The organism is Pseudomonas sp. Marseille-Q8238 (assembly GCF_965111915.1).
Genome location: NZ_CBCOPI010000001.1, coordinates 2,297,575 through 2,323,396, shown reverse-complemented (window position 1 = coordinate 2,323,396; position 25,822 = coordinate 2,297,575). Strand labels below are relative to the sequence as shown.

At 56.1% G+C, this 25,822-nt stretch carries 20 protein-coding genes; all 20 read right to left on the bottom strand.

Going from position 1 to position 25,822, the window contains the following annotated elements; genetic code table 11:
* Positions 1 to 25 precede the first annotated feature (25 nt).
* On the bottom strand, positions 26 to 376 hold the full coding sequence (locus tag ACWPW0_RS10750; protein ID WP_454255321.1) for a flagellar protein FlaG: 351 nt from the start codon (positions 374 to 376) through the stop codon (positions 26 to 28).
* Positions 377 to 451: 75 nt separating this feature from the next.
* Positions 452 to 1,612 carry a flagellin gene (locus ACWPW0_RS10745; RefSeq protein WP_447591923.1) on the bottom strand — a complete coding sequence of 387 codons (1,161 nt, stop codon included), beginning with the start codon at positions 1,610 to 1,612 and terminating at the stop codon, positions 452 to 454.
* A 254-nt stretch (positions 1,613 to 1,866) separates the two neighbouring features.
* Positions 1,867 to 6,711, bottom strand: coding sequence for a glycosyltransferase (locus ACWPW0_RS10740; protein ID WP_454255320.1), 4,845 nt, complete (start codon positions 6,709 to 6,711; stop codon positions 1,867 to 1,869).
* 57 nt (positions 6,712 to 6,768) lie between these two features.
* On the bottom strand, positions 6,769 to 8,190 hold the full coding sequence (locus ACWPW0_RS10735; protein ID WP_454255319.1) for a glycosyltransferase family 2 protein: 1,422 nt from the start codon (positions 8,188 to 8,190) through the stop codon (positions 6,769 to 6,771).
* A complete protein-coding gene (locus ACWPW0_RS10730) occupies positions 8,187 to 9,134 on the bottom strand; it encodes an FkbM family methyltransferase (protein WP_447591928.1) in 948 nt (315 codons plus the stop codon). The genes ACWPW0_RS10735 and ACWPW0_RS10730 overlap by 4 nt, the downstream gene beginning before the upstream one ends.
* Positions 9,134 to 10,312, bottom strand: a complete 1,179-nt coding sequence (locus tag ACWPW0_RS10725; protein WP_454255318.1) for a methyltransferase domain-containing protein — start codon at positions 10,310 to 10,312, stop codon at positions 9,134 to 9,136. Before ACWPW0_RS10725 ends, ACWPW0_RS10730 begins: the two co-directional genes overlap by 1 nt.
* A gap of 79 nt (positions 10,313 to 10,391) precedes the next feature.
* Positions 10,392 to 11,420, bottom strand: coding sequence for a hypothetical protein (locus ACWPW0_RS10720; RefSeq protein WP_454255317.1), 1,029 nt, complete (start codon positions 11,418 to 11,420; stop codon positions 10,392 to 10,394).
* A gap of 60 nt (positions 11,421 to 11,480) precedes the next feature.
* The gene (locus ACWPW0_RS10715; RefSeq protein WP_447591932.1) at positions 11,481 to 12,236 is read right to left on the bottom strand and encodes a phosphocholine cytidylyltransferase family protein; all 756 of its coding nucleotides are present in this window, start codon (positions 12,234 to 12,236) and stop codon (positions 11,481 to 11,483) included.
* Positions 12,233 to 12,847 carry a gamma-glutamyl-gamma-aminobutyrate hydrolase family protein gene (locus ACWPW0_RS10710; protein ID WP_447591933.1) on the bottom strand — a complete coding sequence of 205 codons (615 nt, stop codon included), beginning with the start codon at positions 12,845 to 12,847 and terminating at the stop codon, positions 12,233 to 12,235. Before ACWPW0_RS10710 ends, ACWPW0_RS10715 begins: the two co-directional genes overlap by 4 nt.
* Positions 12,844 to 15,156 (bottom strand): PEP-utilizing enzyme, encoded by a 2,313-nt coding sequence (locus tag ACWPW0_RS10705; RefSeq protein WP_447591935.1) that lies wholly within the window; start codon positions 15,154 to 15,156, stop codon positions 12,844 to 12,846. Before ACWPW0_RS10705 ends, ACWPW0_RS10710 begins: the two co-directional genes overlap by 4 nt.
* A gap of 6 nt (positions 15,157 to 15,162) precedes the next feature.
* Positions 15,163 to 15,945, bottom strand: coding sequence for a class I SAM-dependent methyltransferase (locus ACWPW0_RS10700; protein ID WP_454255316.1), 783 nt, complete (start codon positions 15,943 to 15,945; stop codon positions 15,163 to 15,165).
* Positions 15,942 to 16,481 (bottom strand): adenylyl-sulfate kinase, encoded by a 540-nt coding sequence (locus tag ACWPW0_RS10695; RefSeq protein WP_454255315.1) that lies wholly within the window; start codon positions 16,479 to 16,481, stop codon positions 15,942 to 15,944. Before ACWPW0_RS10695 ends, ACWPW0_RS10700 begins: the two co-directional genes overlap by 4 nt.
* Complete coding sequence (locus ACWPW0_RS10690; protein ID WP_454255314.1) at positions 16,468 to 17,532, bottom strand: NAD-dependent epimerase/dehydratase family protein; 1,065 nt, start codon at positions 17,530 to 17,532, stop codon at positions 16,468 to 16,470. Before ACWPW0_RS10690 ends, ACWPW0_RS10695 begins: the two co-directional genes overlap by 14 nt.
* Positions 17,519 to 18,580, bottom strand: a complete 1,062-nt coding sequence (locus tag ACWPW0_RS10685; RefSeq protein WP_454255313.1) for a class I SAM-dependent methyltransferase — start codon at positions 18,578 to 18,580, stop codon at positions 17,519 to 17,521. The genes ACWPW0_RS10690 and ACWPW0_RS10685 overlap by 14 nt, the downstream gene beginning before the upstream one ends.
* Positions 18,577 to 19,224 (bottom strand): HAD family hydrolase, encoded by a 648-nt coding sequence (locus ACWPW0_RS10680; RefSeq protein ID WP_454255312.1) that lies wholly within the window; start codon positions 19,222 to 19,224, stop codon positions 18,577 to 18,579. Before ACWPW0_RS10680 ends, ACWPW0_RS10685 begins: the two co-directional genes overlap by 4 nt.
* Positions 19,224 to 21,053, bottom strand: a complete 1,830-nt coding sequence (locus ACWPW0_RS10675) for a thiamine pyrophosphate-binding protein (protein ID WP_454255311.1) — start codon at positions 21,051 to 21,053, stop codon at positions 19,224 to 19,226. Before ACWPW0_RS10675 ends, ACWPW0_RS10680 begins: the two co-directional genes overlap by 1 nt.
* Before the next feature lies 1 nt (position 21,054).
* Positions 21,055 to 22,581, bottom strand: a complete 1,527-nt coding sequence (locus ACWPW0_RS10670) for an N-acetylneuraminate synthase family protein (protein ID WP_454255310.1) — start codon at positions 22,579 to 22,581, stop codon at positions 21,055 to 21,057.
* Positions 22,578 to 23,906 (bottom strand): lipopolysaccharide biosynthesis protein RfbH, encoded by a 1,329-nt coding sequence (gene rfbH, locus ACWPW0_RS10665; protein WP_454255309.1) that lies wholly within the window; start codon positions 23,904 to 23,906, stop codon positions 22,578 to 22,580. The genes ACWPW0_RS10670 and rfbH overlap by 4 nt, the downstream gene beginning before the upstream one ends.
* Positions 23,903 to 24,967, bottom strand: coding sequence for a CDP-glucose 4,6-dehydratase (gene rfbG, locus ACWPW0_RS10660; protein ID WP_454256725.1), 1,065 nt, complete (start codon positions 24,965 to 24,967; stop codon positions 23,903 to 23,905). Before rfbG ends, rfbH begins: the two co-directional genes overlap by 4 nt.
* Positions 24,958 to 25,728, bottom strand: a complete 771-nt coding sequence (gene rfbF / locus ACWPW0_RS10655; protein WP_454255308.1) for a glucose-1-phosphate cytidylyltransferase — start codon at positions 25,726 to 25,728, stop codon at positions 24,958 to 24,960. The genes rfbG and rfbF overlap by 10 nt, the downstream gene beginning before the upstream one ends.
* Positions 25,729 to 25,822 lie beyond the last annotated feature (94 nt).

Below are 25,822 nucleotides of genomic sequence, written 5' to 3'. Positions count from 1 at the left end.
CATCCATACAATAATCATGCCGCAGTCACGCCTGAGCCTTGAACAACAGGCTTCGCACCTGATCAAGGCTCTCCGCAAGTTTTAGCGCATCTTCAGATGGAATTTGCCTGATGACTTCACCAGAGCTTCCATCTGTGACCTTTACCACAACACGCCCTGACGACTCATCGAGGCTGAAGTTCAAGTTACGACTGATGCTCTGTGTGTATGTTTCGATAGCTGTAACAGCTTGCTCAATCTCAGCGTACGAAGCATCTGTTTTCTCAGCATTAACGCGCTCAGCCTGTTGAGACTCGGCGCCATCCTTTGCAGCCTTTGCGACTGGCAAGCGCACAACAGCACCAGCAATTTTGGTATCCAGGTTAACCAGGTCCATTTCGTCACCTCTCATGGCAAGACGGGGAGAAGCGCAAGCGCTTCCCCCCGTTGTGACAACTTACCTAAATCCGTATTAGCGGAGAAGGCTAAGTACCGACTGGGGCAGTTGGTTTGCCTGTGCCAGGATCGCAGTACCTGCTTGCTGCAGAACTTGCATCTTGGTCAGGTTAGCTGTTTCTGCAGCGAAGTCTGTGTCTTCGATACGACCGCGAGCAGCCGATACGTTCTCACCAATATTCTGCAGGTTGGCAATAGTATTCTCGAAGCGGTTTTGCACCGCCCCCAGATCAGCACGCTGAGCATCGATTTGCTTGATCGCATCATCGATCACCAAGACTGCAGCCTGAGCACCTGCCGCATCACCGATATCAATATCTTTGATGGTGTCTGCAGTCTGAGCAGTTTGGCTCACAGCAGGAGGAGTATAGGTCGCGCCTGTAGTACCGGCTGCGAAAGTAAAGGACGTTAGAATATTGACGCCCTTGCTGTCCGCCTTGGAGACGATCTGGTAAACGTCATTTGCGTCCTTGTTTACACCGACGCCCATGTTGGCATCATTGATGGCTGCTGCCAGTTTTGCAGTAACCTGCTCAGCAGTATCACCCTTTTTCAGATCCGCTGTGACAGTTACAGGACCGCCCTCGCTAAGGGTAAGAACCATGGTGGCTGTACCACTTGCAGTTGCAGCAGCTGCATTACCGAAAGCAGTTTCGAAGTAAGTGCCTTTCAACGAATCGGCGCTCATTTCGTCAATGCCAACACTGATGATTTCGTTGGCAGCGGAGCCAACCTGGAAGCTGGCAACACCGAAAGTACCATCAAGCAATTTGCGACCACCGAAGGTGGTGGTGTTGCTGATACGATCCAGTTCTTTCTGCAGTTGCTTCACTTCAGAGTTCAGCGCAGTACGCTCTTTATCGCTGTTGGAACCGTTGGCCGATTGCAGAGCCAGATCCCGCATACGTTGCAGAATGTTGGTGGACTGCTGCAAGGCACCTTCAGCGGTCTGCGCCAGGGAGATACCGTCGTTGGAGTTTTTAACCGCAACGTTCAGGCCGTTGACCTGACTGGTCAGACGGTTGGCGATCTGCAGCCCTGCTGCATCGTCTTTGGCACTGTTGATGCGCGAACCAGTCGAAAGACGCTGCAGAGAGTTGTTCAGCGAGCTGGAAGACGAGTTGAGGTTACGTTGAGTGTTCAACGAAGCAATGTTGGTATTAACGGTCAAGGCCATGGTCATGTCCTCCAAGGACTAAATGTTTGCCTGAGCTTGCGACCTAGGGTGGGCATCGCCCAGGCACCCGTAAAGTTCGCATTCGTAATTTGTATCGGCGCTAGCTCCGGGACCTTTAGTCTTTTTTTTGACCTATCCTCTTTATTTTTTTAGACATCTAAAAACAAAGACTTACGCATAAATCTCAAGACAACCCAGCTCAGATCTGACGGGCGAGCTGGGGACCATCAATTGCCAAGAGGACTTCTCTGGAGTCAGTCTGGCATCCAAGCCCTGCGCCAAGCCAGAAGGTTTTCTCCCTCCAGCATCCAGCCGCTGAGCACAGCCTCCCTTAGCGCATCCCCAGCCCTGGCACTCGCATCTAGATCCGTAATGTGAGCGCGAATGGCATCGACCCAGTCTCGGAAACGGTTCTTTACACGCATTACCGGCAAGTTATCCTCCTGGTAGCAGCGCACATCGCTGCAGATAACCGGAAAACCACAGGCCCCGTACTCCAGAAGGCGCAGATTGCTCTTGCACTCATTGAACAGGTTCTGTTCCACAGGTGCCAGAGCAAGATCCAGATCCAGAGCTGCCAGCGCCTGCGGGTAGTACTCGATTGCCATCCCTGCATGCACCTCTTTTACATAAGGGCGAATACTGGCCGGGCACATACCAAAAAACACCCAGTCGACCTCGCTTGCCAGCTCCTTGACAACATCCGCAATCATTTCCAGATCACCGGTATGACTGGAACCGCCTGCCCAACCAATGCGAGGGCGTTGAGAGACCTGCCGCCTCCCCTGCAGCTCCGACCACCAGTCCTTGGGCAATCGGTTCTCGATAACCCGAATATCCTCATGTAAGCCTGCAAAAGCCTCGGCCAATGCAGGCGTGGAAACGACAAACCGATCTACATAACCAAGGCCACGACGCAATGTCTTGAGAATGTCCTTAGGCATATGCTGGCGATGGATGCTCTTGAGCGGCAGATTGGGCAAGTAGTCATCCAGCTCATAAACCTTGAAGGCACGTGAGAACGCCTTGATTCGCCGCATGGCCTCCAGTCGCTCCTCGCCAATCTGTCGCTGCATCACAATGACATCCGGGTCATAGCGCTCCAGATCAGCGACGGGGATAAGCCCCATCGACAATGCCCCTTCTATCAACCCTCCACTCTTCATCGCCTCAAAAGGCTGGGTAACTCGATAATGCCCACAGCCCAGGGAATCTGCAGGATGGACAAGGATGCTCGGCAGCGGGCGCCAACTCTGCAAAGGACGCCAAATCAATTGCGGATCGGCCAATTTGAAGGCTGACCCTGCTTGTAAAGATAGCCCCGAGTTATAGGCCGGATCGCGTGCCAAAAGCGGCAACCAACGCTCATACATGGCATCATCTTCGGCACTACTCGCTTCTGCAGTTTCAGAGCGGTTTATCAGTAGCTTCGCATGCGGCGTCCAAACATTCAGATACCCCGCCTGCTGCAGCTTCAGGCATAGGTCTACAGTTGCTTGTCGAGCCAATAGTGGATCCACATCCAGACCGCCAGCCTCCAGAAACAACGCCTTGCTGACCATCAGACACTCGCTACTCAGCGCGGAATAATTCTGATCAACCTGCAGACGCTGCATATACCCTGGAGCATCTAGGGCTTCTCCCACAAAAGGCCTACCCACCGGCCCATGAAATCCTAGAACAAGCCCTGCGCGATGTACCTTTCCATCCGCGCCCAATAATTTACTACCGACAGCACCTACTTCCGGGCGCTGTGCATGGTTGACCATCGCATCCAACCATGTGCCGTTGATAACAGCTGTGTCGGGTGAGAGCAGCAACAAGTAATCACCGTTCGCCTGCGTAGCCGCCTGATTGAGCGCTGCTGACTCTGATTGCATGGAGGAAGACCAAACCATCCGCAATCGCGGCTCACCCAGCCCTTCGAGCGCTTTTAGCCACTCATGCACATCATTTGCTGAGGGATCGCTCTCAATCAACAGCAGTTCATAGTGAGGATAAAGAGTTGCTTCCAGTAGGCTCTCTACACAACGCTGCAAACGTGCCAGTTGATTTCCCGCTATGACCAACACTGAAACCAGTGACTGTTGCACATGCCCGTAATCGATCTGATAGCGCCCGGGAAGAGAAGAGGCAACATGGGCCTGTTCATATCCCCTGCCCTGCAAATGTTTGAGGATCGCTCGCTGTTCATCCTCGATATCAGCCAGTACTGGAGCATCTGTAATTAGCAAAGGTTCGGCGACGTGCTTCAAGCCACCCAAACCAGCGATATTGACCAATCGCAGCACAGCCTCGAACTCAAGCGCTTCATTAAAATCAGCATCAAAACCACCCGCCTCGATCAGCACCTCGCGCCGAAATAGCCAGTGGTGAGCCATTCCCGCTGGAAAGCTCAACAGGTAATCAAGATTGAACGCTGGGCGAAGAGCAATGCCTAGGCGTCCGTCCGACTGGCGGTAGAGCTCATCGCAATACACTGCGCGGCACTCCGGAGCTTCCAGCAGCTCCAAACTAACCATGAGCAAACCATTGGCCGTGAACTCGTCGCCAGCACGGACCAAGATCAACCAATCGAACGAGGTGTCATGCAATACCTGATTAAGAGGTGCAACCCAGTCCTCTTCCGTTACTGTCACGATCTGGCCAGAAAAATCATCCATATGCGACTGTGCAACTGTTAGCACCACCGACTGGATGTTGCCGATGATGCCCTGCAACTGACGTAGCGACTCCAGGCTTTTTGAAAGCTTGTCACCTTCTCCCTGCATATCCAAAATCAGAACCGTGAATGAAGGTCCCTGATTGAACTGTTGCAGCCGCTGCGCAACCAACTGCTGCTGGGCGGGTGAGCATGTACGCGCGGCGACCCAGTCTTCGACTACACCTCTAGAGCCGGATACAAACGAGCCTCCTATCTGCAGGAGCTTGGCTGTACGCTCGTTCTGGACACGCTCATTGCCTAAGTCCGAATGCCTGGAGTAAATCTCACGATACAGGGCTGGATAACTCTTAAGGGCGTGCAGCGAACGCCGCTCCTCGTCACCCACACGCATACGAACCTGCACGGTTTCCTGACGCACATGATGGAACGACGTTTTGGCAGCCAAACGCAGAAGGAAGTCCCAGTCCTCAAGGCCAGGTAAACGCTCATCGAAACCACCTACTTCTGCGACGAGGGCTCTCGGCCAGGCGAAGGTATTGATCGGGATGTAGTTGTCCACCAACAATCGCTCACGCGAATACAGATCATGTCGGTAGCGCCGCTCCTCGCCGAGAACATGACGACTTCCCCCTTCGATCCTTTCGACGAGGAACACCGCATCGCTGTATACAACCTTGCCTGGGTGTTGCTCCAGGGCGTTCGCTAAAGCGCTCAAATGTCCAGGCAAAAGCCGATCATCATCGTCCAGATAAACCAGATAGCGACCACGCGCCAAGCAATGGGCAGCATTACGCGCCGCTGCTGGTCCGCGGTTGTACCCCTGATAGACATAGGTGATGGGGAATTCATAGTTACCCAGTAGATGCTCCACTGGCTCCCCATGGTCGTTGATCAGAACGACCTCGAAATCACACAGTGTTTGCGCACCGACACTGGCCAAGGCATCTGCTAGCAAAACCGGCCGGTTATAAGTAGTAACTACGATGGAAAACAGGGGATGAGAAAATGCTTCCAAGCGCTCAATCAAAGCTCTGGCACGCACTCCCAAAGACGATGAATGCTCACCAGGGAACAAGGCGAGACGACGTTCGATATGTGCGACTACCTCGCGCTCCCGCCCCTTAAGGTAGTGTTGCGCGTTACGCTGGAAAACACCTTCAACAATAGTGAGGTGGGCTTCCAGCGGCTCGGTAGAAGCATAAAACCGGTTGGATTCCTGCTCACCATGCCAGCGATAACTAACCCCCGGCGTATTAACATAAGCAAAATCAGGATATTGCTCAGCCATCTGTACAGCCATTTCCCAATCGCCTGCGCCATAGGTCTTCTCAGGATTCCATGTCCTACAGAAGGCCTCTCGACGATAGATGACAGCAGAGGGAGCCATATAACAATCGTGAATTAATAAATCTGCGACCTCGTTACGGCCACCCACATAATCGCTATTCCAGTATCCAGGGTGACGCGACTGGCTCAATGCCTGCCCTTGGTCGTTAACCCAGCGAATCCCGGTATAACCGACAGCCGTCTGTGGATTTTTTTCTAGGATGGGTAGCAGGCGTGACAAATGCCCCGGGTTGAAATAGTCATCAGCAGACAAGAAGGTGAAGTAACGCCCCTGAGCGATCCGTAGACCATTCCTCCAGTTATAGCCTCCCCCGTAGTTGTATCGATTGCGGATATAACGCACGCGCGAATCTGTGGAGAACGTAGACATAACCTGGGGAGTATGGTCGGTAGAGGAGTTATCCAGCACCAGCACCTCAATGTCATTCTCTCCTTGGTCTAATACAGAGCGGACACATTGCTCAAGAAAACGCCCATAGTTGTATGTCGGAATGATAATACTCATGAGCGGCGCGATGCCACGCAGAACCGCCGCATTGGCAGCTATAGCAGAAGTCAGGGTATAGATCCAAAAGTCGGCCGAGCGGTGATAAAGCCTTGAATAATCTCGCTCATCAGGCGCCCGAGCAATGGCCCACTCCTCCGGGTTTGGACACGAGGTATCAGTCAATATCCGAGAATCTAAATAAACCAATCGTTCATCGGCACTTGGCACAGGCGCCGGAGTGAACAGCTTGGCAAATGCCGTTTCGTCTGAGAGAAGGGCTCGCTGAGTCTCTACACGCAACAATAGGTATTGGGGCAGTTGCGGTATGAAATTGAATACAGGCTGCTGTCGACGCTCATGGGTGACCAGCAAAAGGCCATCGCCATCGAAAGACTCCGCATTGGTAATGCGCTCGAACAATAGGCCATTGCTTCTTCCGTAGACTATCAATGGCTCCAAGGGTAATTGCTGGCGAAGCCCATCCCAGTCCGTCTCGGAGAGCAGGAACACCTGCTGTTCTTCTGGAGCGAAGCCTACAATTCCTACGCGCCAAGGCTGCTTGGAGCAACGCCCACCCGCGATCAAAGTCCAGTCTGTCATGCTGCTCCTAAAACTATATCCGAGCGATCCGCCTATGAAACCAACAAGCTCACAAACTTACAAGAGTGAAAACTCAATATTACCCAGCAACTCCTTCCAAGACACTATAGCTATTCTTTTTTCTGTATTTTGCTTAATCACAGCCTCTATGTAATGCTCATGATCCCCTTCAGAACTGATGATAACAACATCCCCATCCTCAAGATTCCCCTGCATCCAGGCCAGAGATTGAATAGGAATACCAAGCAGCTTTCTTCCATGACGATTAACATTGGAATCTATGCATGCCACGATGTGAGTATTATTCTTCCTACCCTCAAGCACTAGAAGCGCAGCAATAAATGCACTTCCGAAAACAACTATCCTTCGGCCTAATAAAACTTCCAAGAGATTTGAATCAGGCGCTCTATCAACCTCCAACGCCCAGGACAAAAGCTTCCGGGTAGCGCTACCATACCCATCCAGCTTTAATTCTTTGAGCTTATCAAACCGCACCTCAGGATTCAGCAAGCTGTTGAGCATAAAAACGGGCAGCCCTGCCAAAAAAGCCCCGGGAGATATTTCAATATTAGTCTGCAATTCAGCAGCCAGCCTTTCAACCTTCCTGATGATATTTTTCTTTACTGTAATGCTTTCATTGGTCGTAATGGCTTCCTGCACATAAAAGCGCGCCATTAGCGCATCGAAATGCAAAGCATGAGATTGGAAATCTGGAATTCCTCGGGCAAACTTCTTGAGCCAGCGATAGAGATATATGCCAGGACGCGAAAGGCTCGCCGCATGGGAAAATTGATTAGTATGTACCCTCCGCTTTAATAAGGGCCTATTAATATACCCTATGGCATTCTTACGATTGATGTACGCCGGCATCAGAACATCCGCGATACCTGCTGCGTCCATGGGGTTCTTGGCTGGTTTCTTGGATCGAAAATGAAGATCTATCGAATATCCCTTGGGAAGTATCGCCCGCTCTAACATCAATCCACTGGGCATAGGCCATAGACGCACCTTGAGAAAACTAGTGATGTACTCCCCAGGCCCAAAAATTTGATCTTCGCCGTCAACAGCTGAATTAGAGGCGATTTCCTTTCCATGCTGATCAATATCACTGACACGAGTCCAGACCAGGCGTACATCAGGATGAGAGTCAAGAAAGCGCATTTGGCATTCCAACATATCACTCTCCATAATGTCGTCATCGTGGGTAACGATAACCCTAGCCCCTAATGCAATGTGGTAAGCCGAGAGGCAATTAAACTCCACCGTCGATATATTTGAAGAATTCCTGACGTAACGAATCCTGGGATCATTCAAACCCAGAATAAATTCACCCGTTCCATCAGTACTGCAATTATCTAGCACTAAAAGCTCGAAATCCCTATATGTCTGATTGAGGATCGCCTCAAGGGACTCTTTTAGATAATGCAAACGATTGTAAGTTAGCAGTGCGACCGTGAGCGGAGGCGCAGATGAAGTCATGACGTGGGCCGTATTGTTTTTATATTAAGTATTTTTATGTGCTGCTGCGAATGCAGGAAAACGAAATTTGTCTCAAGGGTCTCTTCGGTTATAGCTATACAAGGCGTCAAACCTTCGGAATCCAAAGTATAAGCTTGATAGCCATACTTGCCTAACAACGCTACGACATCATTGGGATGATAGTTGAACTGCCGGGCCCATTTCCTCAGCAACTCGATAAGAATCACCGGTTTGTGCGTAGCAATAGCCTGCTCCCCTCCCTGAATCACCATCAACTCTGCCCCTTCCACATCGCACTTGATAATGGTCGGTGCCAAGTCGTGCTTAGTGCAAAAGAGATCTAGCGTCGTGCCTGGACATTGGATCCTCTCCAGGCGCTCTTCGCTATCGGGCTGTCCAGCCATGGTCAGGGACGTCGCCCCTGAGCAGTTCGGCGTGTATAGAAACTCCAGCGCGCGCTCCTGGTTCGAGAAGGCCAGCTGATGTGCAGTGATATTGCCAAAGCCGTTATGGCGGATGTTGCGTAGAAGAATCTCGTTGGTCGGCGGAATCGGTTCGAATGCATGAATCTGTGCGCTCGGGCAGTGCTTGGCCAGAGCCAAGGAGTACCAACCACAATTGGCACCGATATCCAGAACCGTCGCGTTTTCCTGGATAATGGATTTGAGAAACTCGGTTTCAGCCGTCTCGTAGGCACGAAAATTCATTAGGGTACAAGGAACCAGATGCTGGTCATGGGGATCGAGAAGCAGCTCGATCTGCTGTGAACGGGAGCGGACGAAGACACCATCGGCCCTGATACTCAGCGCCTCGACATCAGTGCCAACGATGAACTCGGGGTAGTCGAACAGAAAGGTGTGCCGGGCGTGAATTGCCTCGATGTAATCCTGCTTTCTGGTTTTTCCCGCCTCGTGTGCCTGGCGGATCTGAGTAAGTGTATTCATCAGGTCTGCGTAGCTCCTGGTGCGATGCTGACTATCCGGCCTGTCCAGCCGTACTGGTTGATCAGCGTATTGCGGATCTCTGCTGCATAGGTAGTGCTGGCGATAAAAATTGTGGCACCCGGGTGATCGACTATTGACTCGGGTGCCGATATCTCAACTCCGAGCAACGGCTTACCCTGCAGGTTACGGTTGCGGTCGATGATGCCGCGGATATTTGCCTTGCCCAGACGCGTATCGCACAGCAAGCGGCTGGTCAGGGAACCAGCGCCCCAGATGAGTACGGGCTCGCCGCTTTCCTCCAACTGTGCAGCCAGCTCTTCAACTGGGCGCAGAGCCTGTCGCGATAACGCTACGTATCGGCGCAGGCTATCTGCCGCTTCGTCGTCAACCCTGAAAGATTGCCCAGATTTGGCGACCTTGCGGTACATGGCCAGCAGGTAGTGGTTGTCGTAGAAATCATTGTGCTGGGAGATAACAGCCACTTTCTCGAAGCCAACTGCCGACAACAGGTTGTCAAGGCTGGTGACACTGAAGAAGTTGATGTGCTCCAGCGCGAACTCGAGAAACGCCTCCGCAGGCGGTGACGCACCGAACGAAACCGCATCCGGCACCGCAAGGAACAGATAGCCATCGTCCCGCAGTAGCGCGTCAATCTTCGCCATGCTGTCATGCAGGTCGGCGATATGCTCCAGCACACCACACAGGCTGATCAACTGAAAACGCTCATCAGCTACGAAGGTGTCCACCGTCGCGGTGCGAATTTCCAGTCCGTATATCTTGCGCGCCAATGCAGCCGCGGCCGGGCTGGGCTCCATACCAAGCAGCCGATTGAATCCGGCGTTCTGGAAATGCCCGAGAAAGTGCCCCATGCCCGAACCGATATCGAGAATGCGGGTGTCTGCCTGCAACGGTGTGTGCTCTCGCACAAATTGGAAGAAATCAGCATGAATACGTTTGAGACCGAGAGGTAGCTCGGCATGCAGATGGTGCTCGGAATCTTGATAGAACTGGTTGAGCGCCGATTGATCAGGTATCTCACTGGCGAAAGAAAACCCGCAGGCACGGCAGGTAACCGCATCGTAATGGACGGGGCTCGACAGGCCTGGGAACAGGAAGTGCTGGCGGTGCAGCAGCTCCAGATCAATTCCGCTACAGATTTCACAAGGTCGAATGGTCATTGTTTTCGATGCTTCGGTCAGGTTGTGCGGAAGGTTCCCAGCCTGTTTCCCGGTCGTTAAGACCTATTCCAGGAGGACATCAGGAAAAATCGAGTCTAATGGATTTCTCCTGCAGCTTTTGCCTCGCGATCTGCGGCATGAGGCTCTCGTTTTCTTCCACCAATTTGAGCGCGACCAGAGTATTGATCCGTTGCTCGAAGCTGGCGTAGTTCTCTCGGGTAATGGGAATGACCTGCCAAGGGTCCAGGGACGTTTGGATTTTTCTTTTATAGGCACGCGGAATCCTGAACCACTGATCAGGGGCAACAAAGATGTTTTTCTGTATCTCCAGTGTCAGTGTCCCCTGGTTCGGGAAGGCTCTGATCGGATTGAAATAGCCCACCGTTAACGGCAAACCATCGATAGAAAATTTGTTCCTGAAGGCAAAGGAGACCTGCACAGCCCAGTTGTCGCCACGCGGGTATTCAACCTGGCTGATAGTGGGCTTGCCGAAGCCTATGCCCGACGCCCGCAGGACAGCCTCAATCTCCCCCTGAAGATCAGTACTGAGGCGATGGTAGGGCCGCATATGGACCGGGTGTCCAGCACTTGAATACAGCGCTCGCTGGGCTTCGTAATCGACAATGTAATGATGCTTGTCAACAAACTCGGAAAAGCTGAACGGCGTGGCGGAACTGAAAACCTGATAGATACCCTGTGCGTTCTCGTTGCCCTCACAGACCTGGAAGATGAAGTAGGTAGCCAGGTAGGTCTTGTACGAAGACATGAGGTTCTCGACCGGATCGCGAGTCCATAGAAAGACCGGCGCGCCCTCTGCTAGCAGGTTGTGCAAGCTCCTGCCGGTTTCTTCGGCATCGCCACGCCGGGTCGGAAAATTGTGATTGATCAGGCCCAGAGCCACATCACCTAAGGCTACTGGCAGCGTGCTCTGCTCGGATAGCCGAGTATCGTTACGCAACAGTGATTCCAGGTTGCCGCTCGTCATGAGCGGGTCGGTATGCCAGTAACTAGGCACGAATACCTCATCAATCTCCTGCAGGCTTTCCAGCAGACTGGCAGTCCCTACCCTGCCGTGGCATAGCAGCATGAATCTGGCTTTCATGACCATGGGTGAAAACACTCCAGATATTGGCGGCCTGCGTGCACGGCAGTGCAGCTGGCAAGCGTCTCAATGATCATTTTCAAGGGCCGTAATGAAGCGACGAGCGGCGTCCTGGGATGCCAGCAGGTCATGCTGACTATCGATTTCGCCCCAGATGCCGTCGTAGGCAATCGTGACGATACTCAGGCGTCCTGCTTCAATGATTTTCTGCAGCGCACCGGTCATATGCATAGTGTCTCGCTGGGCCCGGGGAAGCTCGGCACGAATCGTCCTGATCTCGGACCAGGCCTGCGGCGTGAAGCGCAGCAGGCCCATGTATTGGCCCTGCACTGTGTCGATTGCTGTGGGGCGCTGGCCAATCTCGCTCAGGTTTCCTTTTGCATCGATACGGAAGGTCTCTGCGTCTACCAGGGGATCCTCGAATCGCTGCTCCCATAGATGGCGCCAGTTGACGTCGTAGGTAATGGCCAGTGAGGCCGGGCTGGCCATGAGGCTGCGAACCGCCTGAGGCTGGTAGAAGATGTCCGTGTAACTGACTAGGCAAGGGCCGGAGAGCAGCCACTCTTCGGCACAGGCCAGGGAGCTGACCATGTTGGTCTGTGCCCACTCTGGATTGTGGAACTCGACCATCCCCCGCCCGGCGAGCAGCTCGCGCCGGTAGCCAGTGACTATCGCAATCTCCGCGATACCGGCCAGGTACAGCGCTTGCAACTGCCACTCGAGCAAGGGTTTGCCGTGCAATTCGACCAAGCATTTGGGATTGGTATCGGTCAACTGCTGCATGCGACTGCCGCGCCCAGCAGCAAGAAGAATGGCTTTCATTGCAAAAGGGCCTTCAGGCGAAGAATGTCTCGAGGATTGAGGCGAGACTCCCGCTCCGGGTGCCACATCCAGCCCTCCCAGGGCAATGATGCATGACGGATGGCCTTGATGACGCCATCGACGCTGGTCGCAAGAACATCGAAGTCCTTCGGGCAGGCCGATAACGCCAGGCGATGGAAGCTGTTGGTCTCACCCTCGATGGCACCACTGATCCACTGACGACTAGCCACATGCCCACTCACAGGCTCCAACGTCATACCCGCCCAATGCGCCAGCATCTGCATCCCGCGGCAAATACCCAGCACCGGCAGGCGCTGGGCCTCGGCGTGCTCAAGTAGAAGAAGCTCCGTAGCATCTCGCTCGGGGCACTCGCCGATGTCATTGCCACCGGAGAGCACGATCCCGGCAGGATGGAAGGTAGCCAGCCAGGCACTCAGCGCAGTGACTGGATCACCGCCCTCCTCAACGGCGCTCTGCAGAGTGTTGGGGACCGGCACCGGCAGGTAACCACCGGCGAGCAGAAAAGCTGTCAGGCGCTGGTCCAGGGCATCGCGGGATTCACCGTACTCGGCGATGGTGTCGACGCGCTGGCTAACGGCAACGAGTTTCATGACAACACGTCCACCTGCCGACCAGCGCAGTCAATGCGTAACCGTTTGGCATTGCGCCAGCGCTGGTAGAGCGTTTCTCCCGCACCGATGACAGCGGGCAGGCCCAGTTCACCTGCGCGGATAGCCATGTGCGAGTTGGCGCCGCCCCAGGTAGTGATGAGGCCGGCAATTGGATAGGCAAATAGCCAATCGAAACCAGGATCGGCACTGGGGATGCAAACGATGCACCCTGCCAGTCGATCACGCTCGAGAATGGCCGTGACCGGGGCGTTCACTTGCTTCTGAGTGATGAAGTTCGGCTGGTTTTCCGGATGCTCGAACGCCCAGACATCTTCCGCGCAAGTGATCAATGGCGGCAGCGCAGTTCTGAGGGTGTCGGCATAACGCTGCTGTCCTGCCTCAATGCTTTTCGCCAGGCAGGTCTGCGCATCACTGGAGCCAATGTAAAGCTCCTGGAATACGCCGATGTCGCAGCAGGCCAATTCTTCACGGCTGAATCCCAGGCTGACCCCCAGCTCGCCGATCAGGGTCAAGGCATCGGACAGGTTGCGCGTGAAATGGAACTTGGCCAGCTCTCGCAGCTCGATGCCGGCCTGAAGGAAATCGAAAAGACCCACCGGGTCCGGATGCAAGCCATGCTCATCCAGCAACCGCGCGATCTCGCGCATCTGTGGCAGCGTCAGGGAAAACGGTGACGCCACTTGCGGTACCGAAGGACGTTCATTCCAGTCGAAGTACTGAGCGGGAGCCTCATCATAGCGCGGCGAAAGAATGTCATAGGTACCTGGGCGCAAGTGCCCGTAGCGTGACAGGAACAATGCCTGGTCGAGGACGCTGCGATCACGTGCCAGCTGACCACTGACCGTGGAGACGCTGCCCACGAAAGCGTCGTAGTCGGTCTGCGAAAACACGCCCACGGCAACCAGAGACTTCAGAATCTGAATGGCGATGAATCCAGCCCGCGCCAGCCCTGCGAAAGGCAGGGTGCCATAGCGTTTGGCGTCCTCCAAGAGCCAGTAGATTCGCTCGACCGGACTAGCATCTGACGCTTCGAGGTGCTTGCGGCGTGCCTCCAGGGTGTCGAGCTTGGCGGCGTCGGAACGCCACAGCCCCTCCTTCGGATGGATGATGCGGTTGGTTAGGCGACGCAGGCTCTGGGTGATGGCTTCGCGCTCACTCGTACTGAAGCCTGCTTCTGCCAGGCACTCCAGGCGCTGCGGTAGATCGAGGGTGTAACACGAGAAAAGAATCTCGAACTCCACCTTGTCGTGCAATTGCGGCGCCGCCACCAGTCGTTCGATGTAGTAGTCGACCAGGCGTCCCGCCAATCCCTCGTCCAGGTCGGCTGGAATGAAGGAGTTGAAGGAGACACGCACGTCAATATAGGGCAGTCCTGCGAAGTGCGGCATCAGGGGAAAGCTGCGCAGGTTGCGATAGCCATAGTTATGGCGCTGGTAGGCCCATATGGCGTCGGTCACCAGCTCCCGATAAAGGGATAACGCCAGAGGCTTGGGCCGCACCCCGACGATCTCGGCCGGATTCCAGTCCGGCATAACGCCGTAGACTGTGCGACGTCCCAACAGAAACGGCGATGAGCGCACCCCACTGGCCACTTTATCGGCAACCTGACTCAGGCGTTTAGTCTGCGCCGCCACGCTTTCCGGCGGCTGACGCAGAACCAGCGGGCGGGCCTGTAGTAACCAGAGGACTTCCTGCCCCTTCTCTAGGGTTACCGCAAACTCGCAGTCCACCGGTTGCTCATCGAACAAGCCCAGCAGTTCATCCAGTAATCCAAGTATTGGCTGCAGGGATGACGGCGCAGGAATTGCGCTGCCTGCCGCCTGCTGCCAGGTACGGCCACCCAGGCCGCCGGTAACCATCAGGGTATCAGCACCCTCGGACCAGTTGATGATCCGATACGGCGAGCAGGTGTTGGGATCGTGGCTGAAGGCAACACCGGCGCGAAGCACCTGAGTCAGCATTGGCTGGATCAGCACTTCGTCAGCCTCATCCGTCTCGCCGTACGACGCAATAACCTGCTCGACAGCCGTCTCCAGGGCCGCCGCATCGACGTTTACCACGGAAAGAAACGCCCCGGCATTGGAGGTAATCGAGCTGTCCTCTCTCGAACAGCTGGAACGAACGATCCAGGGACCAGCACCTAGGTACTCGGGAATATCGAGGCACGCGTGCCGATCTGTCCGCCAATCCGTTACGGCGAATGATCGCTGCGGTGCAACGCGGGCGCACCTGAGTACCTGATGCAGGTTCGCCAGCGTACCGGCCTTGCCGGAGAACAGAATTGTCATCGCGCTCTAGCCTTTGCGCCGTGCAGACCATGCGCGGGTCAGGTAAGTCGCCTCGATGGCTTTCATGCCTGCAATTCTTTTTTCGACAAACTCCAGAAACGCATCGAAATTCTCCGGACCGAGCTGAACGCGCAGATCGTTGACCGAGCGCCATGCCCCCAGATAACGCTCCGGCGTCATTTTGATGACATGGAGCCCCTCCAGGTAAACCACGTTTTCGAAATAGGGTGATGCCCACAACTGCTCGGTCAAGGTTTCGGTGATTCCCGAGCGCCCGGAAGAAACGCGCTTGATGTTCGGACGCAGGGTATCAAGGTGAGCCTCAATTTCGACCAACAAGGGATTGGCCTCGATCAGTCGGGGGTTCCACAGCGCGGTGAAATAGCCGCCGGGCCGTAGTACACGATGGAATTCCTGCGTTGCAAGATCGAAGTTGGCCCAGTGAAAACTTGAAGCCATCGATAGCCAGTCGGCTGACTCGCTCGACAGTCCTGTCTGCTCTGCACTACCCGCCAGCCAACGGATCAAGGTGTGCTGGCTATCGGCAGTACCGTTGGCACGCATGTCGTCATTCGGCTCTACGGCCGTTACCGAGCGAACCCCCGCGTCGTAAACCATCCGCGTCCAGATACCTGTACCTGCCCCAACATCGACAAAGTCGATGGCGTCGGCCGGCTTGCCCACGAGCCCGAGCAGCCCTTCCAGCACCGCTGCACAATAATCAGGACGGTGCTGCGAGTAATCCTTGGCCAGACCCGTGAAGTCGCCTGATTTGAGCGCCTGTGTCATGCGTATTCCTTGCTCTCTAGAGCCTTGATCAACTCACTGGCCAATGTCGTTACGGATTGCTGTGGATCGAACACCACGTTCCAGTCTGCCGCCTCTGGCTCGTCAATCGGTAAGTCCAGGCCCGCGACATGTTGCAACTCGCCGGCGTCGAAGCATTTATAGATACCCTTAGGATCGCGGCGCCGCAGCTCCTCAAGGGGAACCCGGAGATACACCTCGAAGTAACCCGGGAGATGTGCCCGATTCCAGACATGAACCTCGTGAAACAAGGAAATCGTGGCAATCACCACTGTCATGTTCTGCTCGGCGATGACCCGACATAGATGGGCATACTGCATGGCCAGCGCCAGGCGCCCTTCCCGGCCGTGGTTCTGGGCATTGGCAGCAGCAGCGCCGAAAACGTCGCGTAGCTCATCGCCATCAAGCATCACGACGGACTCATCGCGCGCGCGCAGGCGCTCGACCACCTCCCGCGCCAGCGTCGATTTGCCGGCACCGGACAGCCCGGTGATCCACAGCACCCTAGCTCCGCTCATGTCGCCCCCGCCGACGACTGCGGAGCAGCCTACCAAGCCCTTCGTCCAGGTTCACCATAGGCTGCCAACCCAGACCGCGAATCTTGTCGATATTGAAATGGCCGGCACTACGGGCAGCAGGTGCCAAGGCACTGCGGGCCTTCGCCCTGACGGTCAACTGCTCGACCTTGCCAGCAGCGGCGATCATCTTCTCGGCGAGGGTCAGAATCGTAGTTTCCTGGGTTTCCCCCACGTTGTAAGCCTGCCCAGGCTCACCCAGGAGCAGAACATGTAAAAGCCCCAGCACAGTATCGGAAAGATAGCAGAACGGGCGTGAGGCGCTGCCATCGGAGTCAAGCTGAATATCACGTTCGCTCAACACATCGGCGAGCAGATCGGCAATCGCACGACCATCGTCCAGACGCATGCCTGGGCCATAACAATGAGAAACGCGAGCAATCTTTGCGTCAACGCCATATTGGGTGTGATAAGCGCGGCATAGGGTTTCCGCCAGCCGCTTGCTTTCGCTGTAGCAGGCACGGGCCGAGAGAGGGTCCTCGCTGCCGAAGTCGGTTTCGCCGATGGCCTCAATCTGCAGGATGTTGTCCCCATACACCGCTCCGCTACTGAGAAAAAGCAAACGGGCTTGCTTGTACCGGGCCAGTTCAAGCAACTGCCGGGTACCGTCGGCATTGGCCAGGATGGTATCCACCGGCTTTTCCAGGTAGTAACGGGGGCTAGCAGGACTGGCCGCGTGAATGATGAAATCCACTGGCGCTTCAGGTTGCCAAGGTTGGGTAACATCCTGAATCACCGGTGTCAGCTCGCCAGGTATTTCCACCCAAGGCATTCGCTCGCGCAGCTTCTCCAGATCCCTAGCCAATGCATGAATATGCAGGCCCGCCTGTGGTTGGCAGCGATTGAGCCAGACCAGCGTTTCGATAACGTGCCCACCGATAAAGCCGGAAGCGCCGGTGACCAAAATGCTCCGACCATAAAGCTGCTCCCATGGCAGCGCCGCCGCGAGAATGCCGGACAGGTCCTCGGCGAGAACGGGCTCAGGCGCCTTCATAAACGGTCTCGAGGCCTATGATGCGATCAGCGGCGATCCCTGCAGCGAGCAGCTGTTGTCGGATTCCCGCACCAAACTTTATCGAGCAGACCAGAATCGGCAGCGCACCGTGGACCGCTTCATCGTAGCCGCTAACGATGTGACTACCGACCTGTTGCCCCCACTTCGAAGCAGCCGAATCCACCAGTGCTCGTATATCCAGCGCATCGGCCAGGGGGGCCACGTAATTGAGAAAGTCCCCGCCAATTGCGTAGGCGATGAAAGCCCCCCCGAGCAGTTTCTCAAAGCGTTGCACAAGCTGCGCACGCAGCTCATCGGGCTGACGCCTAGGCTGGGCGATAACTCGAATCGAATCCGGGTACACCGGCGACTCATAGTGGCCGAGAGACAGTTCATGGCAGGTAAGACCGCAATGGGCGAGCAGTACCGTTAGCGAAGCTGGTGTGAACTGGTGCAGATGTTCGGGGTTACGGTCATTGTCGAGCAAGGGATGGCCAGCCTGATGGGGCACTTCGATCAGCAGTTTGCCGCCAGTTGCCAGCAGCCTGGACCATGCGCGGAGTTCCTCAGCGGGGTCGGGGATATGCTCCAGCACGTGAAAGGAAACGATCAGGTCATAGGGCTGCGACTCAACCTGGTTGGCGTAGGTCTGGAAAACCTGATCCAACCGAGCCCTCGCCAACTCCCTGTCCTGAGAAAGCTCCAGGCCGTCATAGGCCAAGGGAAACCGAGCCTTGATCGCTTCACCCAATGCGCCTTCCGCACAGCCGACCTCAAGCACACGCTCGACCTGTGGCGTCAGCAATGCGGACAACGCAGCGACCCGGTCGGCTATTTTCCTTTTAAACCAGGGCGTCTGCAGATCATTACGCGCCACCAACGCCTCGTAATAACGAGCGCCGACGACTCCTGACGACATACGCCAGCGGTGCCCACAGCAGGTGCAGCGTGTGTAGACAGGACTGGGCAGGAGTACGTCAACCATGCGGCAACAAGGGCACGCGGTGGTTGCTGGTGTCATCGAGGTCGTCATGTCGGCACGACTCATTTGTGGGTCTGCAGCTGTGCCAGGCGCTCCAGCAGCTGTTGTGGATTGAGTAAAGGCTGCTCCTGGCTGGAAAAGCGACCATATCCCCAGGCTACTGGCCAGAAATCGACAGCATTAGCCGCAGCGGCGTGACCATCGTGATCCGTATCCCCCACATAGATAGCAGCCTGCGGCGCTATGGCGCCGGCCTTCAGCAACACGCCGATCATCCCGCTCTTGTCGGTGTAGTGTCCTGGGTGGGAGTCGCTGGCGAAGACCTCTGCGAACAGCCCCTTCCAACCCAGGGCCGCAATGATTTTCTGAGTTGGCAGCAGACGTTTGTTAGTCGCGACGGCCAGGGTCAAGCCCTGCTCACGCAACCCCTCCAGAGCGGCCTGGCAGCCCTCGTAAGCAGGCGTGCTTTGACAGACCTCACCATCGTAGATTTCCTTGAAGCTGGTGCTCAGGGCGTCGAGCAGTGCGGGGTTACTCTGTCCGCTCAAGGTTTCGAGCGTCTGCCTCAACGGTGGGCCGATGAGGCTATCGTCAATGTCGCGACGCGCCTGCAAGCCATGAGCCTTCAATACACGGGAAAAGCAGGTAAGGATGGCCGGTGCAGAATCAACAAGTGTGCCGTCGAAATCGAAAAGGACATGAGTTTTCATCAGCGGGCCTGCTGCCTTACCTGCCGCGACACCTGAGCGAGCCTGCCAGCCATTTCCGCCTCGAGAACCTCAAGAGGCAACAACGGGCTCATGTCTTCAAGTGGCATCGAGGTCATCGAACCATCAGCCTGCGGGATGGCGGCGACCTTCGGACTCAACGCCTCGTCGCTCATCAGCATCACTTCCACGATCATCGGGCGAGGTTGGGCGACAGCCTCGACCAGGCCCTGGGCCAGCTCGGATACGTCACGAATGCGTTTGAACGGCAGGTGATAGGCACGAGCCACCTCCTCCAGATCCGGCATCCATAGGCCCGCTTCAGGGCCGGTGCCGACATAACGGCTTTCAAAGTAGTTACGCTGGGTATTGCGAATCGAGGCATAACCGCCGTTATTCATCACCACCAGGCAAATCGGCAGATTGAAGCCACGCAGGGTGGCCAATTCCTGAATGTTCAGCTGCAGGCTGCCGTCGCTCTCCACTGCCACCATCGGCTTGCGCCCATTGGCAAAGCAGGCACCGATCGCTGCCGGCAGGCCATAGCCCATCGCCCCGAGACCCGAGGTGAGAAATACGCGCTGGCCTGGGCGGTTGCGGAATACGGTGTAGAACACCTCCACAGCCAGCCCCGAGCTGCCGGTGCTCACCAGCGTATCGGCAGGCACGGCCTCAGACAGCGCATCTGCGAACTGGAAATGACTAATTGCGCCTGCGCTCGGGAACGGCCTGCCGTCGTTGACGCCGTAGCGGGCTTTCCAGTCGCTGCAACGCTCTAGCCACTCTGGGCGGCGGAACTCAGCACTATTGAGCGTCGTGACCAATGCGGCAATGAAGTCGGCGGCATCGCTGGTGACCGCGACGTCGATAGACATATCGAGTTTGGTGATTTCGTTGCTGTCCACATCCACCACCACCTTGCGTGCATTGCGAGCGAAGTCGCGTGGTGCATAGGCGGTAATGATGTTATCCAGGCGACAGCCGATGGAGATCAGCAGGTCGGCATTCTGGATCGCGAAATTCGGCGCACGCAATGCCACCACACCTGGGCGCCCGACGTATAGCGGGTGCTCGTAGGGCAGCAGGTCCATAGCGTTCCAAGTGGTCACCACCGGTACGCCAAGAGCTTCTACCAGTTGGCGAAAGGCTTCTGCGGCTCCACTCAGACGCACACCATGCCCGGCAAGAATCAGCGGACGCTGGGCCCCTTCGAGCAAGGTACGAACTTGCGCCAGCAACGTCCAATCGATTGGCGCAACAGGTGCCGAATCGTTCTGCCAGCCGTCAAGGGTTGAGGCGTCAATGGGAGCACCCTGCACATCCAGCGGTACGTCGATCCATACTGGCCCCGCCCGACCATCACGAGCCAGGAAAACCGCGTATTCCAGTTCACGACGTATGTCTTCCGGACGCCCGATGGTTACTGCGTACTTGGTGATTGGCGCAACCACGCTGACGATATCGACCTCTTGAACCCCCTTCTGCCGCAACGGCGCATCGCGCAGCAGGTCGGCCCGTTTGACCTGGCCGGAGATAACCAACAGCGGCACCGACTCGATCCAGGCACCGGCGACCGCAGTGACCGCATTGGTCGCACCAGGGCCAGTGGTCACCATGGCCACGCCGAGATTCTCGTTGATCCGGCAATAGGCTTCGGCAGCGATCGCAGCCGCCTGCTCATGATGACACGCCACCACCTCAAGGTCCGGGTGCTTGCCTACCGCATCGTTGAGGTGCATGGCACCGCCACCTGGCAACAAGAAGACATGCCCTACATTCAACCCGGCAATGAAATCGGCGATGTAGTCGGCAACACGATAAGGGTTCGGCACGTCAGTCCATCCAATAGCTCAAAAGGGTTTTACGCTCCCGATTGGCATTGATGGCCTCATCGGTATAGAACGAGTCGTTGAGGAAATGCGTGGAGGACAGCTCTTCGATAATGGCTCCGTTCTCACTACGGAAAGCATGCCGCACGCCAGGCTCGACAGTTTCCACATCGCCCGGCCCGCAGACACGCTCCACACCATCCAGCTGCAGAATCAGCTCGCCTTGCAGAACGTGGAAGGTTTCTTCCTTGAGCTGATGATGCTGCTCGGGGTGCTGCTGACCCGGAAGGAGCATCAGCAGTTTCTTGCAGTAGCTGCGGTTGACCACGGTGAGCATGGTCAGGCCGTACTCGTCGAAGCGATCCAGGCCATAGTGATGGGAAATTTCAAGGTCTACCCGACCCGGTATCACTACATGACTGCCCTGCAACTGTGCGCGCACCCGCTGAACAATCTCCCAAACCTTGTCGCGCATATCACGCCGTACAGTGTTGGTCTGAGCCAATGCAGCATCTACGGAAATATCGGCCTCAGCCGTGAAGGTCGCATACTTGGACCAGTCATTAGCCGTGAACTGTCCATTCTGAGGTGGGAAGGCAAAGTACACATCCTCCGCATGTACCACTTCACCTGCTGCGATTTCTCGCCGTGCAAACACACCACGTCGCAATGAGCGCAGGCTATCGCGCTCGGACTCGTTCAGCGGCAGGCGCTGCTCTCCTTCACCGCATAGCAGCAAAGCGTACTGTGCAGCCTCCAGCCAGCGCCGTACCTGCTCTGGACTGGCTGAATAGGCGTTGATCGGATACTGCTCGGTGGGCAAGCCGACGTGCTTTTCAAAGATACGGGCCCCCTTCGCCAGAGCCATCTTGACGATATCAGTGTTATTCGGGTCCTCGTGGGTGGAAAAACCAACGCGCACCCCTGGGTAGCGCCGCTGCAGAAAATCCACTTGGGACAGATGCATGTGCGCATCCGGAGTTGGGTATTCACCTACACAATGCAGGATGGCGAAGTCCTTGCTACGGTGAGTGAGGAAACTGACCAGCCGATCCAGCTCCTCCAAGGTCGAACCAGCGGTAGAGACGATCAGTGGATGCCGGGTTTGCACCACTCGCTCAAGCAACGGCCAATCACTCATGGAACAGCTGGCGATCTTGATCGCATCCAAGTTCTGCGCCTCAATCACCGCTACAGATGCTTCATCGAAGGGTGTAGACAGGCATTGGAACCCTTGGTTACGGATTTCCGCAACCAGGATGTCAAACTGCTCGCGAGACAAGCGTGTCTCACTGAATCGTTTGATGTACTTCACATCGTCACGGCCGCGCATCGCGGGGTGAATGAACGTATCCAGATCACGGTACTGAAGCTTGAAAGCGAAGCGGAACGGGAACGGTCGGCACACTTCGGCGAACGCACGAATCAGTGCAACACCGTGAGCCACGTCGCCCATGTGGTTATTGGCCATTTCCAAAACGAACAACGGCCGGTCAAACAACGCGCCGGTGCTAATGGGGGTAGTGCTCATCGATGGGCTCCTATGCCGAGCCAGCGTTCTATTCGGCTAGCAGCATGTTCCAAATGGGCTTCGCTCAGGCCAGGCCAGAGGCCGATCCAGAAGGTGTCATTCATTACTTTATCGGTGTTATTAAGTTCACCGGACACACGATAATTCTGGTTACGCATATAAGGCTGGCGAGTCAGATTACCGGCAAACAGTAAACGCGTTCCAACCCGCTGCTCGTCCAGATGGCGTAGCAGCTTCACCCGTTCAAGACCACAACCGTCTCGCAAGGTCAGGGGAAAACCAAACCAGGAAGGATCACTGCCAGGCGTGGCACGGGGCAGAATCAGTTGCTCGGTACAGCCGGCCAAGCGCTCGCTGAGCCAGGCAAAATTGTGTTTGCGCGCGGCAACGAAGCCATCCAGGCGATCCATCTGCGCCAAGGCGCAGGCAGCCTGCATGTCAGTTATCTTGAGGTTGTAGCCCAGATGCGAGTACGTATATTTGTGATCGTAGCCTTCAGGTAGATCACCCAAATGCCAGCAGAAGCGCTTGCCACAGGTGTTGTCCTCACCCGGAGCGCAGTAACAATCACGCCCCCAGTCACGGAACGATTCGACAATACGTTTCAATGCCGGACTGTTGGTGAACACGGCGCCCCCCTCGCCCATGGTGATGTGGTGCGCCGGATAGAAGCTGAGCGTGCCGATATCACCGAAGGTACCGACCATCTGCCCCTGATAGGTAGAACCCAGCGCGTCGCAGCAATCCTCGATCAGCCACAGGCCGTACTTGTCGCACAGTGCCCGGACGACGCTGAGGTCGAACGGATTGCCCAAGGTATGGGCCAGCATGATGGCTTTGGTCTTCGGGCCGATGGCAGCCTCGATCTTGGCTGGATCAATGTTGTAGGTCGCTAACTCGACATCGACGAACACCGGTACAGCGCCGAATTGCAGGATCGGATTGACTGTGGTCGGGAAACCCGCCGCAACACCGATCACTTCGTCACCAGGTTTGATCGCCCGTTCGCCAAGGCGCGGCGAAGTCAACGCGGAAAAAGCCAGTAAGTTGGCCGAAGAACCGGAGTTGGTGGTGAGGACGCAGCGGCGTCCCAGGTACTTGGCCAGACGTTTCTCGAACGCCTCGTTGAAGCGCCCGGTGGTCAACCAGCCATCCAGCACCGCCTCGGTCATCGACTGTAGCTCACCTACGCCAATTACCTTGCCGGACGGGGGAACAGTAGTCTCCCCCGCCGTGAACGGCTTGGGTGCCATCTGCAGCTCGGCGTAGCGCCCGACCAACTCGGCAATTTGTTGGCGCAACTGCTGCGCAGTGCTGTCACTCATTGGGTTTCGCCTTGGTGAACCGCGATCTGCTCGCGGGTAACGGTGTTCATGTCGCGGCCATTCTGCCAGGCCAACTGCCAGTCCAGGGTATGTTGCAGGGTGGCATCCAGCGACCAACGGGGCGACCAGCCCAGCAGTTGTCGCGCCTTGCTCGAATCCAGCGCCAGCAAGCCTGCTTCGTGGGGCTGGGCATCGGCACTGGTCGACCAGCGCGCCTCGCCCTGCCAGCGTTCAGCAAGGCGGCGAACGACCTCTTCCACGGTAGCGAGACCGGCACTGTCCGGGCCAAAATTCCAGGCACCCGCATGAGGCTCAGGATTACTGAGCAAGCCTTGGGCCAGTTGCAGATAGCCCATCAACGGGTCGAGTACATGCTGCCAGGGGCGTGTCGCCTGAGGGTAGCGCAGGACCACCTCGCGCCCCTCCTGCCAGGCGCGAAAAATGTCCGGTATCAACCGCTCGGGAGACCAGTCACCGCCCCCCAATACGTTGCCAGCACGCGCTGTCGCCAGCGCAACGCCGGATGCACGCAGGAAAGAATCTCGGTAGCTGGCGCACAGCAGTTCGACACAAGCCTTGCTGTTGCTGTAAGGATCGAATCCACCCAGCGCGTCCTGTTCCCGGTAAGGCCAGACCCACTCATGATTTTCGTAGCACTTGTCGGTTGTCACCACCAGCACGGCACGCACTGACAGCGTTGCCCGCACTGCTTCCAGCAGGTTGACCGTGCCCATCACATTGGTGGCATAGGTCTCTGCTGGCGCGCGGTAGGATTCGCGCACCAACGGTTGTGCGGCGAGGTGCAGTACGAGTTCAGGCTCAAAGCGCTGCATGGCAGATGTCAGCACGGTGATATCGCGGATATCGGCAAGATTCCCAGCGACTTGCGATTCCACCTGCGCGACCTGCCACAAGGCCGGCGTAGTGGCTGCCGGTAATGCATAGCCACGTACGTCAGCGCCTAACTGCCGCAGCCACAGCGCCAACCAGCCACCCTTGAAACCGGTATGGCCGGTCAGCAACACCTTGCGCCCAATCCAGAACGCCGGAGTCACCGCCACAGTTGCCACTCCGCCTCACCGCTCTTCCAGCGGTCTTCAAGTAGTACACGGTCGCGCAAGGTATCCATGGGGTGCCAGAAACCACGATGCAAATGACTCATCAGTTGGCCCTCACTGGCCAGACTGCGCATGGGCTCGAATTCCCATGTGGTGTCATCACCCTCGATGTAATCGATTACACCCGGTTCAAGAACGAAAAAACCGCCATTGATCCAGCCCCCGTCACCCAAAGGCTTTTCCTGAAAACCACTGACCATCTGTCCCTGTACATCAAGGGCACCATACCGACCGGGCGGTTGTACGGCTGTCACGGTAGCAAGCTTGCCGTGCTGCTTGTGGAAGGCGATCAAAGCGGAAATATCAATATCGGCAACGCCGTCACCATAGGTGAAGCAAAAAGTTTCATCACCCAGGTATTCCTGCACACGTTTGAGACGGCCACCCGTACTGGTAGCCTCTCCGGTATCGACCAGCGTGACGCGCCATGGCTCGGCGTTACGCTGATGGATGTGCATGCGGTTTTCCACCATATCGAACGTGACGTCCGACATGTGCAGAAAATAGTTGGCGAAGTACTCCTTGATTACATAGCCCTTGTAACCGAGGCAGATTACGAAATCGTTTAGACCGAAGTGCGAGTAGATCTTCATGATGTGCCAGATGATCGGCTTGCCGCCTATCTCGATCATCGGCTTGGGCCGCAGGTGGGATTCCTCACTGATACGAGTACCCAGTCCGCCCGCCAGAATTACTACTTTCATTATATTCCCCAGGCAACCCAGTCCCTTGCACCGCGGAGTCTACACGAACGCAGGCACGTCAAAAATTGGCTCGTCCAACCCTCTGGCTGACTCA

Bases quoted from the DNA above. Each gene is read 5' to 3' on its own strand.
- ACWPW0_RS10750 (WP_454255321.1), bottom strand. From the start codon at position 376: ATGGACCTGGTTAACCTGGATACCAAAATTGCTGGTGCTGTTGTGCGC.
- ACWPW0_RS10745 (WP_447591923.1), bottom strand. From the start codon at position 1,612: ATGGCCTTGACCGTTAATACCAACATTGCTTCGTTGAACACTCAACGT.
- ACWPW0_RS10740 (WP_454255320.1), bottom strand. From the start codon at position 6,711: ATGACAGACTGGACTTTGATCGCGGGTGGGCGTTGCTCCAAGCAGCCT.
- ACWPW0_RS10735 (WP_454255319.1), bottom strand. From the start codon at position 8,190: ATGACTTCATCTGCGCCTCCGCTCACGGTCGCACTGCTAACTTACAAT.
- ACWPW0_RS10730 (WP_447591928.1), bottom strand. From the start codon at position 9,134: ATGAATACACTTACTCAGATCCGCCAGGCACACGAGGCGGGAAAAACC.
- ACWPW0_RS10725 (WP_454255318.1), bottom strand. From the start codon at position 10,312: ATGACCATTCGACCTTGTGAAATCTGTAGCGGAATTGATCTGGAGCTG.
- ACWPW0_RS10720 (WP_454255317.1), bottom strand. From the start codon at position 11,420: ATGGTCATGAAAGCCAGATTCATGCTGCTATGCCACGGCAGGGTAGGG.
- ACWPW0_RS10715 (WP_447591932.1), bottom strand. From the start codon at position 12,236: ATGAAAGCCATTCTTCTTGCTGCTGGGCGCGGCAGTCGCATGCAGCAG.
- ACWPW0_RS10710 (WP_447591933.1), bottom strand. From the start codon at position 12,847: ATGAAACTCGTTGCCGTTAGCCAGCGCGTCGACACCATCGCCGAGTAC.
- ACWPW0_RS10705 (WP_447591935.1), bottom strand. From the start codon at position 15,156: ATGACAATTCTGTTCTCCGGCAAGGCCGGTACGCTGGCGAACCTGCAT.
- ACWPW0_RS10700 (WP_454255316.1), bottom strand. From the start codon at position 15,945: ATGACACAGGCGCTCAAATCAGGCGACTTCACGGGTCTGGCCAAGGAT.
- ACWPW0_RS10695 (WP_454255315.1), bottom strand. From the start codon at position 16,481: ATGAGCGGAGCTAGGGTGCTGTGGATCACCGGGCTGTCCGGTGCCGGC.
- ACWPW0_RS10690 (WP_454255314.1), bottom strand. From the start codon at position 17,532: ATGAAGGCGCCTGAGCCCGTTCTCGCCGAGGACCTGTCCGGCATTCTC.
- ACWPW0_RS10685 (WP_454255313.1), bottom strand. From the start codon at position 18,580: ATGAGTCGTGCCGACATGACGACCTCGATGACACCAGCAACCACCGCG.
- ACWPW0_RS10680 (WP_454255312.1), bottom strand. From the start codon at position 19,224: ATGAAAACTCATGTCCTTTTCGATTTCGACGGCACACTTGTTGATTCT.
- ACWPW0_RS10670 (WP_454255310.1), bottom strand. From the start codon at position 22,581: ATGAGCACTACCCCCATTAGCACCGGCGCGTTGTTTGACCGGCCGTTG.
- rfbH (WP_454255309.1), bottom strand. From the start codon at position 23,906: ATGAGTGACAGCACTGCGCAGCAGTTGCGCCAACAAATTGCCGAGTTG.
- rfbF (WP_454255308.1), bottom strand. From the start codon at position 25,728: ATGAAAGTAGTAATTCTGGCGGGCGGACTGGGTACTCGTATCAGTGAG.